At 40.8% G+C, this 20638-nt stretch carries 15 protein-coding genes; 13 read left to right on the top strand and 2 right to left on the bottom strand.

The window, feature by feature from the left end; translation table 11 throughout:
- The first annotated feature begins 89 nt into the window (after positions 1 to 89).
- Positions 90 to 452 (top strand): hypothetical protein, encoded by a 363-nt coding sequence (locus VCHSUH04_RS09870; protein ID WP_005387626.1) that lies wholly within the window; start codon positions 90 to 92, stop codon positions 450 to 452.
- Between the two features lie 118 nt (positions 453 to 570).
- On the opposite strand, the gene bioB is transcribed toward VCHSUH04_RS09870, so the two are convergent.
- A complete protein-coding gene (bioB, locus tag VCHSUH04_RS09875; RefSeq protein WP_105086429.1) occupies positions 571 to 1599 on the bottom strand; it encodes a biotin synthase BioB in 1029 nt (342 codons plus the stop codon).
- Positions 1600 to 1911: 312 nt separating this feature from the next.
- On the opposite strand from bioB, the gene VCHSUH04_RS09880 reads away from it, so the two are divergent.
- The 6 genes from VCHSUH04_RS09880 (at position 1912) to hemQ (ending at position 10763) form a co-directional block, all read left to right on the top strand.
- Positions 1912 to 3183 (top strand): DNA repair exonuclease, encoded by a 1272-nt coding sequence (locus tag VCHSUH04_RS09880; RefSeq protein ID WP_105086430.1) that lies wholly within the window; start codon positions 1912 to 1914, stop codon positions 3181 to 3183.
- Positions 3173 to 6055, top strand: coding sequence for an AAA family ATPase (locus VCHSUH04_RS09885; RefSeq protein WP_105086431.1), 2883 nt, complete (start codon positions 3173 to 3175; stop codon positions 6053 to 6055). Before VCHSUH04_RS09880 ends, VCHSUH04_RS09885 begins: the two co-directional genes overlap by 11 nt.
- 131 nt (positions 6056 to 6186) lie before the next feature.
- A complete protein-coding gene (gene hemE, locus VCHSUH04_RS09890) occupies positions 6187 to 7230 on the top strand; it encodes a uroporphyrinogen decarboxylase (protein ID WP_105086432.1) in 1044 nt (347 codons plus the stop codon).
- A gap of 4 nt (positions 7231 to 7234) precedes the next feature.
- Entirely contained in the window at positions 7235 to 8134 is a 900-nt protein-coding gene (gene hemH, locus VCHSUH04_RS09895; protein WP_105086433.1) for a ferrochelatase, read from the top strand.
- Positions 8131 to 9909, top strand: coding sequence for a protoporphyrinogen oxidase (gene hemG / locus VCHSUH04_RS09900; protein ID WP_105086434.1), 1779 nt, complete (start codon positions 8131 to 8133; stop codon positions 9907 to 9909). Before hemH ends, hemG begins: the two co-directional genes overlap by 4 nt.
- A gap of 122 nt (positions 9910 to 10031) precedes the next feature.
- On the top strand, positions 10032 to 10763 hold the full coding sequence (gene hemQ, locus VCHSUH04_RS09905; RefSeq protein WP_105086435.1) for a hydrogen peroxide-dependent heme synthase: 732 nt from the start codon (positions 10032 to 10034) through the stop codon (positions 10761 to 10763).
- Positions 10764 to 11362: 599 nt separating this feature from the next.
- On the opposite strand, the gene VCHSUH04_RS09910 is transcribed toward hemQ, so the two are convergent.
- Positions 11363 to 12700 (bottom strand): MFS transporter, encoded by a 1338-nt coding sequence (locus VCHSUH04_RS09910; protein WP_105086436.1) that lies wholly within the window; start codon positions 12698 to 12700, stop codon positions 11363 to 11365.
- A gap of 355 nt (positions 12701 to 13055) precedes the next feature.
- Here VCHSUH04_RS09910 and VCHSUH04_RS09915 point away from each other — a divergent pair, with 355 nt between their 5' ends.
- The 6 genes from VCHSUH04_RS09915 to tnpA all read left to right on the top strand — a co-directional run.
- Positions 13056 to 13742: a Crp/Fnr family transcriptional regulator gene (locus VCHSUH04_RS09915; protein ID WP_105086443.1), complete on the top strand. Its 687-nt coding sequence runs from the start codon at positions 13056 to 13058 to the stop codon at positions 13740 to 13742.
- A 71-nt stretch (positions 13743 to 13813) separates the two neighbouring features.
- Positions 13814 to 17491 (top strand): nitrate reductase subunit alpha, encoded by a 3678-nt coding sequence (locus VCHSUH04_RS09920; protein WP_105086437.1) that lies wholly within the window; start codon positions 13814 to 13816, stop codon positions 17489 to 17491.
- Positions 17481 to 18908: a nitrate reductase subunit beta gene (gene narH / locus VCHSUH04_RS09925; RefSeq protein ID WP_105086438.1), complete on the top strand. Its 1428-nt coding sequence runs from the start codon at positions 17481 to 17483 to the stop codon at positions 18906 to 18908. Before VCHSUH04_RS09920 ends, narH begins: the two co-directional genes overlap by 11 nt.
- Entirely contained in the window at positions 18908 to 19432 is a 525-nt protein-coding gene (gene narJ, locus VCHSUH04_RS09930) for a nitrate reductase molybdenum cofactor assembly chaperone (RefSeq protein ID WP_105086439.1), read from the top strand. Before narH ends, narJ begins: the two co-directional genes overlap by 1 nt.
- Positions 19429 to 20100 carry a respiratory nitrate reductase subunit gamma gene (narI, locus tag VCHSUH04_RS09935; protein WP_105086440.1) on the top strand — a complete coding sequence of 224 codons (672 nt, stop codon included), beginning with the start codon at positions 19429 to 19431 and terminating at the stop codon, positions 20098 to 20100. The genes narJ and narI overlap by 4 nt, the downstream gene beginning before the upstream one ends.
- A 243-nt stretch (positions 20101 to 20343) precedes the next feature.
- Positions 20344 to 20638, top strand: a 295-nt coding sequence (gene tnpA / locus VCHSUH04_RS09940; protein WP_146104569.1) for an IS200/IS605 family transposase, incomplete at its 3' end; no start/stop codon positions are given.

Raw genomic sequence — 20638 nt, forward strand, 5'->3', positions numbered from 1 at the left:
TAAAGGAGAAGTTGTATATTTTATAAAGGTTTAATGGCTATTAAAGTTTTATAAAGTATACAGCTCTAAGGCATGAGAGGAGCAGTCATATGAGGAAAATATTAACCATATTGTCCCTTTTGTGGCTACTCAGTATAGGGGGGACCGCTAACGCAACGGACTGGTATTATGTTGGACCAGATGCGTCAGGAAACCAATTATTTATTGACAATGACAGTGTTCAAAAAAGTGATTATGATGCGCTTTTGTGGCTGCGGGTCAATGAACTGGGTGGCGACGAATTGCGATATAAAGTGTATATAAGTAGATATAATCGTACCATGGAAACGTTAAAGGTAGATGCGTACATGGCGGACGGTACACCTTATGAAAATGTAGAGTATAATGAAAACCCAGAACCTATTGAAGGCAATACAAATGGTCAAGCCATTTATAATTTATTATGGCAATAAAAGAACCATCTAGCACAGCAAACTAGATGGTTCTTTTTTATATGTGTAAAAAATTTATAAATCTTAGGAATATTTTTTATATACAACATTCTCAAACGAGAATGGTATATACGAAAATTTAAACTTGGGCAGAATTGCGACTTAGCTCCAAGTCTTGAATCATTTGGAGATCGTCTTGTGGAGAGCGACCACCAGTTGTTAAGTAGCCACCAACCATGATGCCGTTAAGACCACCTTTTAAAGCATAAGCTTGTAAGTCACGAAGATTTACTTCACGACCGCCAGCTGTACGAATCAATGCGTTTGGCAAGATGAAACGGAACACAGCGAAGGTACGTAAAATATCTAGAGGACGTAATGCTTTATTATTTTCAAATGGTGTACCTTTAACAGGATTTAAAATGTTGAGTGGTACAGAGTCAATATGCAAACGTTTAAGCTCGAATGCCATCTCTACGCGTTGTTCTAATGTTTCATTAAGACCGAAGATGCCGCCAGAGCAAACTCGAATACCTGCTTTTTGAGCATTATCGATAGTAGACATTTTATCTTCGTAGGAATGGGTTGTACAAATATCTGGGAAGTGACTAGGCGCTGTTTCGATATTGGAGTGGTATCGAGTTACACCCACTTCTTTTAATTTGAGAGCTTGTTCGTAAGTTAACAAACCAAGAGAACAGCAAATTTCGAGACCTACTTCGTTTTTAATACGGTCTAATACGCGAATGATTTGGTTAAATTCGTTTGGGTTATTAGTATTACGACCACTCGTTACGATAGAAAAACGAATAGCGCCTGCTTCTTTAGCTTTGCGTGCCGCATCGAGGATGCTTTCATCATCCATGAACGGATATTCTTGAACACCTGTTTCGTGATGGGCAGATTGGGCACAGAATTTACAGTTTTCAGGACATTTACCAGATCGTGCATTTACAATGGCGCATACATCCACGGAGTTGTCATTGAAATGCTGGCGAATTTTATCGGCCATAGCAAGTAAAATCATAGTATCATCATCTGAAGTATGAATCAGCTCGATTGCTTCTTTCTTAGTGATTTCGCCGCCGTTCATAATACGGTTGGCAATAGTAAGGATTTTTTCGTATGTACCCACTTGGGTTGATTGTTGATCTGTAGGCAAAGCCATAATAGCCTCCAAGGATTGTTAACTTAATAAAAATATAAAATATTGACAATTTGATTGTAAACGTTCGTGTATAAATTGTCAACTTAATGTATTTTTAAGTTAACAAAAATGTCGCAGTAGGTTTTAGACCATTTTGAATACAGGTAAGGCCTATAGTTTGAATCTAATTGGAGATACTATATTTTAGTATCTATTTTGATAGATTGATTGATAGTTATTTTTAAGTAATCTTTACGGTTTTGTAGTATAATAAAATATTGTAATTACTATATATAACTATAATAAAAGTACTAATACAAGGAGTGGATATAGATGCAGCCATTTCGATTTATACACTGTGGTGACCTGCATTTAGGGGCACCCTTTCAATATGCTACAGGTATTAGCCGCGCCGTTGATCGTGCCGTGAGCGAAGCTACCTATGTAGCCTTTGATACAATTATTGACACTGCTATTGATGAGCATGTTCATGCGGTTGTCATAGCTGGTGATATTTATAATAGCGAAGATCATAATCTAGAGGCACAGGTGCGCTTTGTGCGCGCCATGTATCGTTTGGCGGAACATCGCATTGCGGTTTATATGGTGCAAGGTAATCATGACCCTGCTGAAAGCTGGAAGGCTCAATTGCAGATGTCTGACAATGTGCATGTATTCTCTAGTGAACAAGTACAACGGTTCCCATTAATTGTTAACAATATAGAAATTGGTGGCGTTTACGGTATTAGCTGTGGCCATGGTAATGAAAGCGACAATTATGCGCGCCAATACCGTGCCTTTGAACGAGATGAGTTTTCTTTGGCTGTAATGCACGGGACGGTAGGTTCTAGTGCAGGCTCTGAAAACCATAATGTGACCGGCCCGTGCAGTTTAACTGATCTTGCAGAGGCAGCTATGGATTATTGGGCGTTAGGACATATTCACAAATCTCAAGTTCTTAGCGAGGAACCTCTTGTTGTCTATTCCGGTAATCCTCAAGGTTTACACCGCAAGGAAATAGGCCCTAAGGGGTGCTATCTCGTCTCTGTATCTCATAATGGTCATTGTGAACCTCGTTTCATTGAAACAAGTGCAATCCGTTTTGAAGAAATCAAAATTGATATTGCAGGCATGAAAACTGAAGCAGAATTCTTAGAAATTTTACGCCATAAAAAAGAGAATCTGCGTAAGCAGCATAAGAAAAATATCTTGCTTTCCATCGTTCTCGTAGGTACAGGTCCATTGCATCGTTTATGTACACAAGAAGGTGTGCGCAAATTATGGTTGCAAGAGTCCCAAAGTGAAGAGAAAAGCAAGTCTATATTTGTTATGCCTTATCGCATGATGTGTAATACGCGACCTAGCATTAATTTGGCTGAACGTAGATTGTTATCCGATGTAGTAGGGGATTATTTACGCGCCTATGACGATATGGTTGATGGCAATGCTGTACAGACGGCACGTCAAATTTTGGCAGAACGACCTGAGTTTAAACGCTTAGGTGTATATGCTGAGTTGTTAAGTGATGAATTATTGCTTCGCGCCTTGAAGCGCTGTGAAATTGAAGGTGTTACTGTATTGATGGGGGCTAACGATGAACATTAAACGCATACGATTTGATGAATTTGGCCCGTATCGCAACTGGTCTTTCACTACGGGAAATCATGGTGTTCAGCTCATGTATGGACCTAATGAAAGTGGCAAAACCTCTTTGCTTGAAGGGATGCGCACACTTCTATTTGGTGGTACTCATAAGGCTTATGGGCCTATGACTGGTTCCCTTGATGTAGAGCGTAATGGTGAAAGCTACTACATTGGTCGTAAGGGTAAACAACTAGACTTTTACAGTCCTGGGAATCCAGCCATTCATGAGGAGCCAGCTCAACACTGGTGGCATGGTATTGATAAAAAAACATATAATCGAATTTTTGCATTGACCCTTGATGATTTACAAGGGCTCGATGTTCTACAAGAGGTAGAGGTTCGGTCCCGTTTCTTCGGTGCTGAAGGGGGCGAGCATTTAGGCTCTGTCGTAAAAGATGTGGAAAAAGGCGCTACTGATCTATTAGTAGCTTCCTCCAATGGTAAACGCCGCATCAATGTGTTGATGGATGAGCTTAAAGAAAATCGTCAAAAGTTAAGCCATTTAGCCGAGCATGAAACGCAATATGTAGAATTGCAAAAAGCCTTTCATAGTACGGAACAGACTGAGGCAGAATTGCAAGGTCAGTTGCAAGAATGGAAGGAATACCGCGATGGTATAGACGTCGTATTGCGCGCATGGGATACGTATCGCCGTAGTGAAGAGGCGCGTATGCACATGCAGCAGTACAATAGTGAACTCGCCTTGAGCCGTGATGAGTTCCTTCGTATCGATGAGGAAATCAAACGAGCTCGAGACAATATGCAGTTGTGGCAGGAAAAGGAAGCGGCCTTGATGCCAGCTAACTTTAGTCCGGATAGTCCATTTGGTACGTATGGTCAAGATATTGAAGACCTTATCCAACAAGGTGCCAAGTGGGAACAATTGCGCCGGGAGTGTGAAGAAGGGGATGCATACATTTTTAAGGTACGAGAACAATTAGAGTTTTCTCGTTCTATGCATTCTGCGTGGCGTGATGATGAGCCAATGGCTGACGATGTGAATTGGTTTGAAGGAGAGCGCTTAGCAAGTCGCTTGCGCACTGCTAAAGATCAATTATTACATTGGCAAGATCGCAAGCCTGCTGAGGCCTCTGATGATTTGCCAACAGCCAATCTCGACGGAGCATCGTTACCAAATTACAGCGAAGAGGATTTGGCGAAAAAAGAGCATCTCGAACGTGAACTAGAGCTTATCTTGATGGATATAGATCGGGTTACAGAAAAACGGGATAGCTATGGTCCTGATGCACAACCGAGTAATTTGCCAAAGTGGTTACAACGCATTAGTGGCGTAGCTGCAGTGATTGGCGTTTTACTCGTATTAGCAGGCTTATTAGTATTAGAGTCTGTACTCTATACGATTGGCGGCTTTGTATTATTAATCCTATCTATGGCGTTGTTCTGGTATGCTACATGGAGACGTCATAACGGCAATTCTGATGTATCTAAACTGAATTATGAGTTACAAATCTTGTCATCTCGTAAATCTGATGTAGAACATCAGCTAGAGGCGTTGATTAAGGCCGCAACACCTGTGGTGAGCCCAATTCCATCCATTGAAGGAGCGGCACATCTTGATCGTTGGATCCAAGAAGGTCATACATTACAAGCTATTTATGATGAGGCCCTTGCAGCTTGGCAGAATTGGTTGCCTCAAGGTGCGGCGAAGAGCCTTAACGAAGATGATTTCTTTGGACTCAAACAAGAGTATGATCAATATCATGAACAATTGCGCACCATTGAAGGCTATGAAAAGCGATTAGCTGAGCATAAAGAAGGTTTGCGTGTTATCGAAGACCAAGCCATGACCTTGTGGTATAACCTTGGTGTTGAGGCGCCAGTATCTCCTACAGAGTTAAAACGTATTTATAACCAATACAAAAACTTCCAACAAAATAAAATTGTATGGGAACAAAAGGAAGCACAACGTAAAAGCTTCCGCAATGAGTATGATAATTGGCACCGCAAAGAAAAAGAATTACTACTTCGTCAACAAGAGCTCTTGCACAAGGCTGGTATGGAAAGCTCCAACGAGTATCGTCAACATCTTATTGATGAAGATCAATACAAGCAATGGCAAACCATTTACAAACAAAGTCAGGTTCAGTTAGACTTACTAGCGCCTGATGCGGAGAATAGGGATTTATTCTATCGCCGCTTGCGTGAAGGCAATAAGGATAATTGGCTTGATGAATTGGCGCATTCTGAACGAGAAATAGCATCCATTGAAGACAAGTTGGCAATATTATATGAGCGCCGTGGTCAAGTTGTGGAGTCTATGCGTGCCCTAGGTTCTGACCAAGAGCAACACCAAATGCTTCAAGAGCGTGAAGCGTTACAAAATGAACTGGAATCTGCTCTTGAAGATTGGGCTACTCAAGTATTGATGAGCCACTGCATGGATAAAGCGCAACAGTCCTATGAGCAAGAAAAACAGCCTCATATGTTAGAACTTGCATCTTCTTATATAGAACGTTTGACTGGCGGTATCTACACCTTTGATATCCTCGGCATCAACGAAGGCGTAGCTCTTGTTAACGGCAATGGGGAGCGATTAGAGCTTAAGTTCTGGTCTAGTGGCTTAGCGGACCAAGTATACTTAGCGTTGCGTTTGGCACTGGCAAAGGTATTCTCTTACCAAGTTGAATCCTTGCCAATTATCCTAGACGATATTCTCGTGCGCTTTGATGAAAACCGTCAACGTAGTGCCTTAGAACTATTAGCAGAAATAGGCAAGAACCAACAAATCTGGTTGTTTACATGCCAACGCTCTGTATTTGATATGGCTCAATCCGTTACAGGTATTGATTGCCATAGATTAAGTCGCAATTAAATGTAACCCCTGTGAAGGTATATAGCTTTCACAGGGAATAGTAATGGCGACGTTACAAATGATGTAACTAAAGTAACTGTTTTAGTTATCATAGTGTGTTAGTATTGATTAGAAAGAAAGGGGTTGAGTACTTGAATACAGCATATTTAGATATGATCCAAGGTAAGAACCCTGGTGTAACACCTGTGTGGTATATGCGCCAAGCTGGTCGTAGCCAAGCGGAATATCGCAAAATTAAAGAAAAATATACACTCTTTGAAATTACAAAAGAGCCTGAATTATGTGCTCGTGTTACAGAGCTACCTGTAAAAGAATACGGCGTAGATGCAGCCATCCTTTATAAGGACATTATGAGTCCTATGGTGGGGATGAATGTAAACGTAGAACTCAAGGCTGGTGTGGGCCCTGTGTTTAATACACCAATTCGCTCCATGGCTGATGTAGATACATTAGATACCTTTGACCCTACAAAGGTAGATTATATTGGAAAAACGATTACTCTATTAACATCCGGTATGCTCGACGTTCCGCTCATTGGGTTCTGTGGTGCACCATTTACGATTGCGTCTTACCTCATCGAAGGGGGACCAACAAAGAATTATAATAAGACCCGTGGCTTGCTTATAGGTGCACCAGATGTGTGGAATGCATTGATGACAAAGTTAGCAGATATGTCCATTGAATATTTGTCTATGCAAGCCGAAGCAGGTGCGAATGCATTACAAATCTTTGACTCTTGGGTTGGTGCAGTGAATGCGGACCAATATAAACAAGGTATTTATCCTCATATGGAACGCATTATTAAGACTGTAAAGGAGCGATACCCTCACTTGCCTATGGCTATGAATGGTGTTGGTACAGATCATCTCGTATCTATTTGGTCTCATTTGCCATTGGATGTAATCGCTCTTGATTGGCGTAGCTCCATCGTTATGGCTAATGAACGAGGCGTAACACAAACGGTACAAGGTAATCTCGATCCAGCCTACTTATTCGCCGATGAAAAAACATTAGCTCACGAAGTGGATCGTATCTTACTTGATGGTGTTCGTTATGGCCGTCATATCTTTAACTTAGGTCATGGCGTATTCCCAGAGGCGGATCCTAAAAAGCTCCATTGGCTCACAGATTATGTACATGAACGCAGTCGTGAATTATGGGCACAAGAGGGGTAAGCTGGTGAACATCGAGAAAAAAGGATTATTATTCTTATCCTATGGTAGCCCTTCAAGTAAGGATGATTTAGTACCATATATGACGAGTATTCGTCATGGTCGCGTGCCGACCGATGCTGAAGTTGCAAATCTTACCCATCGTTATGATGTTATTGGTCAGTGGTCCAACGTAGAATTACAAACGATGGCAGAACGTCAATATAATAGACTGCTTACTTTGTTGCCATCCATACCATCGGCCATTGGATATCTTCATATGAAGCCGTCCATTGCTGATGCGGTAGATGCATTAGTCAAACAAGGTGTAGAGCATATTATCGCTATCGTAACGGCCCCATTCTTTACGTCTCTTGGTACTGGCGCTTATGAGAAACAAGTGCAGGCTGCAATTGGTGACTTTCAAGATGTAACCTTTGATGTTATTCGTGCTTGGTGGGATCAACCTTCCTTTATTGAGTATTGGGTAAAAGCAGTTTCAGACTGCATCAATGACACTAAAGATGTATTTGTTATTTTTAGTGCTCATAGCATACCTCTTATTAATAGTCATAATGCAGACTCTTATGCTTTGGCCTTAGAGGAAAGTGCAAAAGAAATCGCTCAACGTTGCGATTTAGAACAGTGGTCTGTAGCTTGGCAGAGCGCAGCCCCTCACGGACAATGGTTAGGGCCAACCGTAGCGGAAGCAATCAATCAATCTTTGCGTAGTGGTGCGATACATATAGCCTTTGTACCATTTGGCTTTGTAAGTAATCATGTAGAGGTATTGTACGATAATGATGTAGAGTGTAAAGAACTCGTTGATGCTGGCGGCGCTGTATATATGCGTGCAGAAATGCCGAATTGTGATGAAACATTCTTGCAAGCGATGGCGAGTGCAATAATAGAAAGGATTCATTCGTGAATGTAACAATAGTGGGCGGTGGCTTAACCGGATTGACAGCGGCTTATTATTTAGGCCATGCAAAGCCGGACTGGACCATCACTCTTTATGAACAAGCACCACGATTTGGTGGGAAAATACAAACACAACGCGTCGATGACTTCGTAGTAGAGCTCGGACCTGATTCCTACTTAGGCCGTAAAACGGAAATGACGGATCTCGTCTATGATCTCGGATTAGGGGACACCCTTGTATCGAATGAAACAGGGCAAGCCTTTGTGTATGACAAAGGTTCTATTCATCCGATTCCAGGGGGCTCTATCATGGGCATCCCTACGGAAATGATGCCTTTTGTGAAAGCAACGCTTATTTCTTGGCCTGGCAAATTGCGAGCAGGCTTAGATTACTTTAAAAAGCCGTATCAGCTCGATAAAAATGGTGACGTATCCATTGGTCATTTCTTTCAATACCATTTAGGTCAAGAAATGATGGATAAACTCATCGAGCCTTTATTGGCGGGTATCTATGGCGGCGACATTTATAAAATTAGCTTGTTATCTACATTCCCTCATTTTATTCAAGTAGAACAAAAATATGGGAATATGGTAAAAGGCATGATGGCTGCTAAGATGGGCCACTCTAAAGCGGGGGTTACTAAAGCGGCTAAAGGCGCCGTAGCTGAAGGCGACGTACCCCGTGCTGGTAAAGGGACTATGACAGACCGCCAATTTGAAAACCATGAAGCAAAGTCTAGTCAAACAGCATCTATGAATAATAGCTCAAATAGTTCTGGACATGCCACAAATACTAGTCCACACCAACAAACTAGTAAGGTTCAAGCAGATATGGCAAGTCGTAAGGGGACTGCGGCTCAATCTGGTATGTTCCGCCAGTTAACAGGTGGTCTTGAAAGCGTGATTACCGCTATTGTTGATGCTATGCCTAGTAATGTGCACTTGCATACAGGGACATTAGTTTCTAATATTCGCTATGTTGAAGGTATGTATGCTATCGATGTTGTGAAGTCTGGAAACGATGCTTGTGGCTGTGAAGCTAATGCTAGTGCTAATGCTAATTTTAATTCTAATTTCAAATCCAATTCCATTAAAACTGATTCTAATAACGCTGATAACAGGGTTGAAACTAGCAATTCTACTATAGATTTAGCTACAGATTCAGCTACAGAGGTACTTCTTGATAAAGCTCCTGCTATGGCGGATCATGTGATTATATCTACACCGCCGGCGACGTATAATCAGTGGTTTAAAGATGATGAAGGCTTTGATTTCCTGCGCTCCATGGAGCAATCTAGTTGTGCTATTGCCATTATGGCCTTTGACAAAAGTACATTTGATGGTGAATTAAAAGGATCCGGTCTTTTAATTACTCGTAATACAGATACACCGCTTACTGCATGCACAATCCTCAATCAAAAATGGCCTCAAACAACGCCTGATGATAAAATTGTATTGCGCGTCTTTATCGGTAAACCAGGCAATGATGTGGTAGAACAATATAGTGATGAAGAACTTTCAGAATTAGCAGTGGAAGAAATTCAAAACATTATGTGTTTCTCTGCTAAGCCTGAATGGGTGCGCATCAATCGCCTCATTCACTGCATGCCACAATATAATGTGGGCCATCGCGCAGGGATCACAGCAGTGCGTAAACATGTGGCAAAACACTATCCAAATTTACATCTCATTGGTACACCATTTGATGGCATCGGTATTCCTGATGGTGTGAAGCAAGCGAAAGAATTAGTACAGTCTATTGTGGATAGTAATGAAAGTTAATATTAATAAATAATTATAAGAAAAGACTCCATATGCTATAATAGTATATGGAGTCTTTTCGATTCTTATAGTAATAGAAATATATCATTTTAATATAATCACCATAGATAGGAGTGATCATAATGGGAAAAGCAATCCCTACAGTAGAAGGTTGGCATAGCCAACACATGGTATTCGCCATGGACTTTAGCGCATGGAACTGTTTTACAGCTGATGAAAAAGCAGCAGCGCGCAACGAATTAAAAGCATTCTTAGCAGATCTTGAAGCTACACATCAAGCTAAAGAAGGTAGCTATGCATTCTATGATTGTAATGGCGCAAAAGGGGATTTAATCCTATGGATCCTTGGTCCATCCCTTGAATACTTGGCACAAGTAGAACGCAAGTTCCGTCGCCTTGCCATTGCTAGTGTATTGGTACAAACTTACTCTTATACATCTGTAACAGAAGTAAGTGCCTATGTTAAGGCTAAACTTGATACAGAAGAAGTTAACCAAAAACTATACCCTCATGTACCTCGCGATAAATACATCTGCTTCTATAACATGAGCAAAAAACGTGAAGGTGATGACAACTGGTTCATGCTACCACCACAAGAACGGGGCATGTTGATGAAATCTCACGGTGAACTTGGTAAAACATACTTAGACGTTTTATCCGAATTTACAACAGGTGGTTGTGGCCTAGACGACTGGGAATGGGGCATTACAATTTTCAGTAATGACGACATCCAATTCAAAAAAATCGTATACGATATGCGCTTTGAAGTAGCCAGTGCAAAATACGGCATCTTCAGCGACTTCTACGTTGGTACCATCATTGATGATGCACTATTAGAAGAAATCTTTGGATAATAAAAGGGACTGCTGAGCAGTCCCTTTCTATTGTTTAATTCATATATATAGATAAATAATTGCAAAAAAATAGCCCTCCGTTACCATGCGTAATTAGCTAAACAGAAAGGCCATTTCCTAGATAATTAGTTTTTGAGATGCGCCTGACGTTCCTACTCGTCTGACTATCTATTTATATTATAGAGATAAAGATATATATCGTCAAATTAGAATGAATGGACTGCTGAGCAGTCTATTTTTTCTCCCCTTAATATGAAGGTTATAATTTTGAACAGAAAATTTGCTGAATCCGTTATACCTGTACTTCGTAAAATATAATTCACTATGTCTGAGTATCTTGTTTACAACTATATTTTTATAAAAGAAAACCCCGCATCGATCCGACTTACGAGGTCTTCCCTTCGTGCTTAGATAACAGAAACTATAATTTACATTTCCCTAAAATGCTAATATACATCTAATTTTTAATAAAAGAACTCCCTCATAAAATCCGACTTGCGGGTTCAAGGCCTATGGCCGCAGAACTAATTCGCATGGAGGATTGTTGAGGGAGTCTTTTATTACCTTATTGGGTTGTAAATTATAGTTTCTGTTACACCCTATACGTTCATATTTGCGCTTTTACGCACATAGAACCAGTAGCATACTGCTACAGTTACGATGTTGAAGGCTAACAATACAGCAAAGGCTGGATGAATATTACCGAATGTGGAATATACAAAGCCGAAGATTTTAGGTGTAATGAAGGCGCCGTATGCAGCTACAGCAGCAACGAAGCCAGTAATTAAAGAGGATAACAACGGATTGCCAAATACGTGTGGAATCATACGGAATGTTGCACCTGTTGCGAAACCACAGCATACGAATGTCAACACGGACATAGCAAAGAAGAATGGGAAGTTGTGCATATCTACGCCAACTGCAATTAGTGCTGTTGTTGCACATAGACCGAGAAGGCTTACAAAGGTAACTTTTGTACCGCTGTTAATTTTGTCGGATAACCAACCGCCTACAGGACGAAGGGCACCTGCTACAAGAGGACCAACGAAGGCGATAGATGCAAATGGTACTTCAGGGAATTCTTTACCTACTAATAAGCCAAGTGCAGCCGCATAACCGGAGAAAGCACCGAAGGAACATGTATATAACAATGTAAGTGCCCAAGTGTGTTTGTTACCAAAGATTTGTACAAGGTTTTTAGGATTTGGTTTTTCTAGTGGTAAGTTATCCATGAAACGTGTCATAAGTGCAAGGATAACAACGAGTGGTACGACCCACATGAAAGCCGCATTGGCAAGGTATACTGCATTACCTTTGATGATAGCTGGTGTTACACCAAATACGCTACCTAGTGCAGCGGAACCCATAGCGAATGGAGCTAAGAAGTAGATTACAGAGATACCAAGGTTACCAACGCCGCCGTTGATACCAAGGGCTGTACCTTTTTCAGATTTAGGGAAGAAGTTGCCAATGTACGCCATGGAGGACGAGAAGTTGGCGCCCGCTAAACCGATAAGGGCTGTTAAGATCATGAATGTCGTATAAGAAGTTGTTGTATCTTGAACGGCAAAGCCAAGCCATACAACAGGAACTAATAAAATAAGTGTGGAAATAAATGTCCAGTTCTTACCACCGATTAAGGCCGGCATGTAGGTATATACGAAACGTAATGTAGCACCTACAAGACCTGGTAATGCGGCTAATGTAAATAATTGATCTGTTGTAAAGTTAAAGCCAGCGCCATTTAGTTGTGCTGCAATGGTTGCCCATAAATACCATACACAGAATGAAAGGGTTAATGCAATTGTGGATATAACCAAGTTTTGTTTAGCAATTTTTTTACCAAACTTTTCCCAAAATTCTGGATTATCTGGTTGCCAATTAGCCACAATTTCGCTACGGCTTGCCCCTACTTGAGGCATTTTTAGTTCGCTCATTTTGAACTTCTCCTTACTGAAAAACTATACATGCAATGAAGACATGGAAGATACAATTATCAGTCAATGTATATGAATATTGCAATTTATAGAATTTCTATAGAAAATATTCGAATTACTTAGAGAACTGAGTTATAATTATTGTATCAACAAAATTTGCAATGTCTTATATCACAAATATATTATATATTGTAATTTTTTTTGTGAATGTGACATAAAACACACATATTCTGAAATTAATAAGTTATAATAATCTTATATATACAAAAAAGTATATAATACATGTGCTTTTACTATAAATAGATTAGTATAACTAATGGATTTTATTTTAAAAGTACAATGGAGTGGTGAAGGTATGGATAAAAATTTAATTAACCAATTACTTGCTTTGCCGGGCGAGGAACTCCATCTTAAAAAAGGTGATTTTCTCTTCCACGAGGGGGACAAGGCAGAACACTTTTACGTAGTGTTAAAAGGTAGAATGAGCATTAAGAAATTCGAATCTAGTGGGCACATTTTTGCGTTGCGTCTAGTAGGTCCGAATAATGTAATTGGTGAGGTTCCGTTGTATGAGGAGAACACAAGAACTTATGTGTTCAACGCCATCGCTCGGGAGGATTGCTCTGTTTATTCCATTCGCTATGATGTGTTAGAGCCAGCTATTGCAAAAGATCATTCATTGGCTATTGCGATGATGCAAATCTACACATTACATATGCGTCGTCAACAGGCAAAATACCGAGACTTGCTACTATATGGCAAGAAGGGAGCATTTTATTCTACCTTGTTGCGCTTAGCCAATAGTTATGGTGTAGAGCGCGAGGATGGTATCTTTATCGATATCGCCCTAACAAATCAAGAGTTGGCTGAATTTGCTGCCACATCAAGAGAAAGTTTAAATCGCATGCTAAGTGAGTTGCGTAAGTTGGGCTATGTAGCCTATGACAAACACCATCTAGTAATCTGTGATTTTGATGCTTTAATCGGATTGCTTGATTTAGAGGTTGATAATATAGACCCTAATATTAGTAATATCGAATAACAGTATTTTCTCCTTTGTGTTAGCTCAGCTAGCACAAGGGATTTTTTTGTAGTTTTGAAGGAGGACACGAGATGAGCTTGTTGTCTCAAAAGTTTAAGTTTCTTCGCAAGAAGAACGTATCTCCAAGCGGCCATCAAATAACTGAAGATGGCGGTCGCGAGTGGGAAAATTTTTATCGTGACCGTTGGTCTTACGATAAAGTTGTCCGCACAACGCATGGCGTAAACTGTACTGGTTCTTGTAGCTGGAATATCTACGTTAAGAATGGTGTTGTAGCGTGGGAAAATCAGGCTACTGATTACCCTGAAACACCAGATGATATGCCGGATTACGAACCACGTGGGTGCCCTCGTGGTGCAACATTCTCTTGGTATCTCTATAGCCCATTGCGCGTAAAATATCCATATGTGCGCGGCGAATTGGCTGAGCTTTGGAGAGAAGCTAAAAAGCATGCTAAGAACCCGATCGAAGCTTGGAAATCTATCGTAGAAGATCCTGAAAAAGCGAAAAAATACAAATCTGCCCGTGGTATGGGTGGCTTTGTGCGCTCCACATGGGATGAAGCGACAGAAATTACTGCTGCATCCTTATTATATACTGCAAAAACATACGGCCCTGACCGCAACGCAGGCTTCTCTGTAATTCCAGCGATGTCCATGTTGTCCTATGCAGCAGGTGCTCGTTTCCTTAACTTAATGGGTGGTTCACCATTGTCCTTCTATGACTGGTATGCCGATTTACCACCTTCTAGCCCTCAAGTTTGGGGTGAACAAACTGATACACCTGAATCTGGTGACTGGTACAATGCTGGTTACATCATGACTTGGGGTTCTAACGTACCATTGACTCGTACGCCAGATGCTCACTTCTTAACAGAGGTTCGTTACAAAGGTACTAAGGTAGTATCCGTATCCCCTGACTATGCGGAATCTACAACTTCTTCTGATGCTTGGCTCAATGTAAAAGCCGGTACTGATGCGGCTCTTGCTATGGCAATGGGCCACGTAATCTTAAAAGAATACTACATCGATAAAGAAACTCCATACTTCAAAGAGTATGCTAAAGAGTTCACAGATATGCCATTCCTTGTACGCGTTGAAGAAATCAACGGCACTGTACAACCAGGCCGCTTCTTGAATGCTAAGGATTTGGGTCGCCAAGAGGAAGGCGCTAACTTCCAAATGGTATTAATCGATGATACAACTAATGAAATCGTTATCCCTAATGGTACAATGGGCGAACGTCACACAAATCCACAAAAATGGAACTTACGCCTTGAAAACCGCGATACAGGGGCTAAAATCGATCCTCGCTTATCCGTGTTTGATCAACGTGAAGATGTGACTGTTGTTAAGTTGCCATACTTTGGCGATGAAGAACATGAAGGCGTTATTGAACGTGCTATTCCTACAATTACAGTACAAACTGTAGATGGTCCTGTAAAAGTAACTACTGTATATGACCTTATTCTTGCTAACTATGGTATCGACCGTGGTATCGGTGGTGAAGTGGCAACATCTTATACAGATGACACTCCTTACACACCTACATGGCAAGAAAAAATTACTGGCGTAAAAGCAGATATCGCTATTGCTACAGCTCGTGAGTTTGCTGATAATGCAGAAAAAACTAAAGGTCGTTCCATGATTATCATGGGCGGTGGTATCAACCACTGGTACCATGCTGACGTGATTTACCGTACAATTTTGAACCTTATCATGTTCTGTGGTACAGAAGGTGTTAATGGTGGTGGCTGGGCTCACTACGTAGGTCAAGAAAAACTTCGTCCTGTTGAAGGTTGGGGCGGTATCATGACAGCTAACGACTGGAGTAAAGCTCCTCGTTTGCAAAACGGTACATCTTGGTTCTACTTTGCTACAGAACAATATCGTTCTGATTGCATCGACTTGGCAGACCGCGTATCTAAATTAGCTAAGCCTCGTTATCGTCACCCTGGCGATTACAACGTATTAGCGGCTCGTTTAGGTTGGTTACCATCGTATCCTACTTTCAATAAAGGCAGCCAAGAATTGATTAATGATGCTCGTGCAGCTGGTGCTGGTACAGAAGCAGAAATTAACCAATATGTGGCGCAAGCGTTGAAAAATAAAGATTTACAATTCTGCGTAGAAGATCCAGCGGCTAAAGAAAACCATCCACGTAACTTATTCGTATGGCGTGCGAACCTCATCGGTTCCTCTTCTAAAGGTCATGAATACTTCTTGAAACATTTATTAGGTACTAAAAATGCGGTATTAGAAGATGACGATGCACCTACACGTCCAGAAGAAATCAAATGGCGTGAAGCTGATGGGGCAGGTAAACTTGACCTCTTAATCGACATCGACTTCCGTATGGCTTCTACAGGCTTGTACTCTGATATCGTATTCCCTGCAGCTACATGGTATGAAAAAGAAGACTTGTCTTCTACAGATATGCATCCATATGTACACGTATTCCAAGCTGCTGTTGATTGCGCATGGGAAACTAAATCTGACTGGGATACATTCCGTACCCTTGCAGAAACAGTATCTCGCGTAGCAAAAGAGTCTGGCTTCACAGAATACGAAGACATCGTAGCATTGCCTCTTGGTCATGACAGCCCAGGTGAAGTGGCTCAACCAGAAGGTAAGGTTCTTGACTGGAGCAAAGGCGAATGTGAACCAATTCCTGGTAAAACAATGCCTAACCTCGTTCATGTAAAACGTGACTATAGCCAAATCTTTGAAAAATTCATTGCTTTGGGACCTAACATCGAAAATAAAATGGGGGCTCATGGCTTAGCTTGGGATGTATCTGATGAATATCAAACATTGTATGCACAAAATGGTACAATTGATAATCCGGAATTCATTTCTCATGGCCGTCCAAGCATTTACGAATGTAAAGAAGCTTGTAATGCTGTATTGACATTGTCTTCTTGTACAAATGGTAAATTGGCTGTTCGTTCTTGGAAGGCAATGGAAGAAAAAACAGGTCTTTCTAATCTTGAAAAGAATGCAAAAGGTCGTGAACAAGAAAAAATTACCTTTGATGACATGGTTCGCCAACCACGCTTCATCATTAGCTCTGTAACAAGTACTGGTAAAAACGATAAAAACCGTCGTTATTCCCCATTCACAACATCTACAGAAGATAAAGTACCATTCCGTACCGTAACAGGTCGTCAATCCTTCTATTGTGATCATGAAATGATGCGCGATTACGGTGAAGCTATGGCGTTGTACAAACCTGTATTGTCCTACAAACCGGTACAAGGTGACTACAAACAAGAAGGTATTCCAGAAATTACATTGAAATACTTAACACCACATAATAAGTGGTCTACTCATAGTATGTACTTCGATAGCCAACAAATGTTGACATTGTTCCGTGGTGGTCAAACTATTTGGCTCAACGAAGATGATGCAGCAGAAATTGGCGTTAAAGATAATGACTGGGTAGAAGCTTTCAATAAAAATGGTGTTGTGGCAGCTCGTGCAGTTGTATCTCCACGTATTCCTCGTGGCATTTCCTATATGCATCACTCCCAAGATCGTCACATCAACGTTCCTGGTACGCAAGTTAAGAAAGACCGTCGCGGTGGTACACACAACGCACCAACTCATATTCACATGAAACCGACACACATGATTGGCGGTTATGGTCAATTGAGCTATGGCTTTAACTACTATGGCCCAACTGGTAACCAACGTGATATGACAATTGTGGCTCGTAAGTTGAAGGAGGTGGATTGGCTTGAAGATTAAAGCTCAAGTATCCATGGTCCTAAATTTGGATAAGTGTTTAGGCTGTCATACATGCTCTATCACTTGTAAAAATACATGGACGAACCGCGAAGGCGCGGAATATATGTACTTTAATAACGTGGAGACTCGCCCAGGTGTAGGCTATCCACGTAATTGGGAAGACCAAGAAAAATGGAAGGGCGGCTGGACACTAGACAACTCTGGTAAACTAGCTCTTTCTACAGGTTCTAAAACAAATCGTTTGATGAAATTATTCTTCCATCCTGAACAACCAGAGTTGAAGGATTATTTCGAACCTTGGACTTACGACTATGAAACATTGATTCATGGCGGTCGTAAAAATAACCAACCAGTTGCTCGTCCTCGTTCTCTTGTAACGAAACAAAAAATGGAAGTTACTTGGGGTCCTAACTGGGATGATGATTTAGCAGGTGGTCAACATGCTCGCTCTGATGTGAACTTAACTAAGATGGGCCAAGATATCGTATTTGATTACGAAGAAGTATTCATGCGTTATTTGCCTCGTCTTTGTAACCATTGCTTGAACCCTGCGTGTGTAGCTGCATGTCCATCCGGCGCGATTTATAAACGCGACGAAGATGGTGTAGTTCTCGTATCTCAAGATGTATGCCGCGGTTGGAGACATTGTGTTCCATCTTGTCCATACAAAAAAATCTTCTATAACTGGGAAACTAATAAAGCTGAAAAATGCGTATTCTGTTACCCACGCTTAGAAAATGGCTTGCCTCAAATCTGTGCTGAAACTTGTGTAGGTCGTATGCGCTATGTTGGCGTTGTATTCTACGACATGGACAAAGTTGAAGAAATGGCAGCTACAAAAAATGAACAAGACATTTACGAAAATACATTAGATTTGATTTTGGACCCTCATGATCCAGAGGTTATCAAAGCGGCTCGTGCTGAAGGCATCTCTGAAGCATGGATTAAAGCAGCTCAAAAATCTCCTGTATACAAACTTGTAAAAGAGTGGGGCGTGGCTTTGCCATTGCATCCTGAGTATCGCACATTGCCAATGGTTTGGTATGTACCACCACTCAGCCCAATCTTGCAACGTGTAACATCTGATGTATACTTGCCAGATGCACATGAAATGCGCGTACCTGTACAATACCTTGCTAACTTGTTTACAGCAGGTAATACAGAAATTTTAGCTCGTACATTGCAACGTGTTCTCGACATGCGTGAATACATGCGCCGTCGTGAAACAGGTGACGGTCCTATTGAACACAAAGTTGATTTAACAGAGGATCAAATGTACGGTATGTACAAATTGTTGGCATTGTCTAAATACAACGATCGCTTTGTTATTCCATCTGATGTAAAAGTATCTCGCGAAGGTCGCCTAGAAATGCAACATAATCGCGGTTTTGCTTGCCCTACAGGGGGATGTCAATAATGAAGGATGCTCAGAAAATCGCTCTTATTGCGTCATTTCTTCTACGCTATCCTGATGAACAATGGTATAACGAACTACCTGAATGGAGAGAGGACGCCCAATCCGTTGGGCATCCTCAACTCCGCCAAGGTTTATTAGAATTCTTCGACTATGTAGAGGAATCCAATAAAAAAGAATTTGAAGACCAATATGTTCGTACCTTTGATTTTAGTCAAAATACAACAATGTATTTGTCGACTTATGAATTACAAGGTACTGGGGAACAAGCAGAAGAACTCGTTAAATTTAAAGCTTTCTTCCTAGAAAACGACTATGATTTGCCAAAAGAAATGCCAGACTATGTTCCAGCACTTCTTGAATTATGTGCCGTTATCGATGATGAAAAAGCAAAAGAAATTTACGACTATTGTAAGCCAAAATTGGAATACATTAGAGAACGCTTCATTGAGGCTAAATTGCCTTATGCATTCTTGTTTGATATTATCTTGTCTGTTGCAAATGGATTGGAGGACGGTGCACGATGAATCTATTCCTTTGGGGCGCTTTGCCTTACATCGCTTTCACCTTCTTAATCGTAGGTACTTTGGTTCGTTTCTTCTACTTTGAAAGAAACTGGACTACAAAATCGAGTGAATTTTTAGAGAAAAAACAATTGCGCATTGCCAATCCATTGTTCCACTTTGGCTTGCTTTGCGTTATCGGTGGTCACGTAGTAGGTGTGTTAATCCCTAAAACTTGGACTGCTGCTATTGGTATTAATGACCATTTGTACCATGAAGGTGCGTTATATATGGGGGCTGTAGCGGGTCTTATCTTTATCGTAGGCTTCTTGCTTTTGATGAAACGTCGCTTTACTGTGCCTGCTATGAAAGTTAATACATCTGGTCTTGATAAATGGTTATATTTGTTCTTAACATTAGCCATTTTCAGCGGTATGGCTGGTACACTGCTTAATGCATCTGGTTTCTTTGATTACCGCGTATCTATCGGTCCTTGGTTCCGTAGCTTACTATCCTTTATGCCTGATCCATCCTTGATGGAAGGCGTACCATTCATGTTTAAATTCCATATGTTAGCGTGGATGGTGGTAGCTATTATCTTCCCATTCAGCCGTTTGGTACACTGCTTGAGTGTTCCACTCAACTACTTAACACGTCCGTTCATTGTATATCGTAAACGAGACGAAAAATAATTAGGATGATGATTGATTTGTATGCCTTTCATGATATGACAAATTAATCGTAGCCCCTTGTAATAGTGAAAGCTGATGCTCACTACTACAAGGGGCTTTTATTGTACGCCGAATAGGCATGACTAAACCCCCAGTTAAACTGGGGGTCGGTAAAAATTCTTAGAGAAAAGGAAAGAACCTCCTAGTGATAAAATGAAGTTGGTCTGGCAACCACAACATTTTAATATAGGAGGTTCAATGTCAATGAATGACGTAAAAAGCTTATCACATAGTAAATGGAGATGTAAATATCATATTGTTTTTGCTCCAAAGTATAGAAGGCAAATAATTTATGGTCGGATAAAAGCTGATGTAGGTAAAATTTTAAGAGATCTATGTAAGAGAAAAAATGTAGAGATAATAGAAGCGGAATGCTGCCCAGATCATATTCATATGGTAGTAACAATACCACCACATTTAAGCATATCGAGTTTTATGGGATATTTAAAAAGTAAAAGTAGCCTCATGATATTCGATAAACACGCAAATTTAAAATATA

This window comes from Veillonella sp. T14073-2 (genome assembly GCF_002959875.1).
In the GTDB taxonomy this organism is placed as follows: domain Bacteria; phylum Bacillota; class Negativicutes; order Veillonellales; family Veillonellaceae; genus Veillonella; species Veillonella infantium.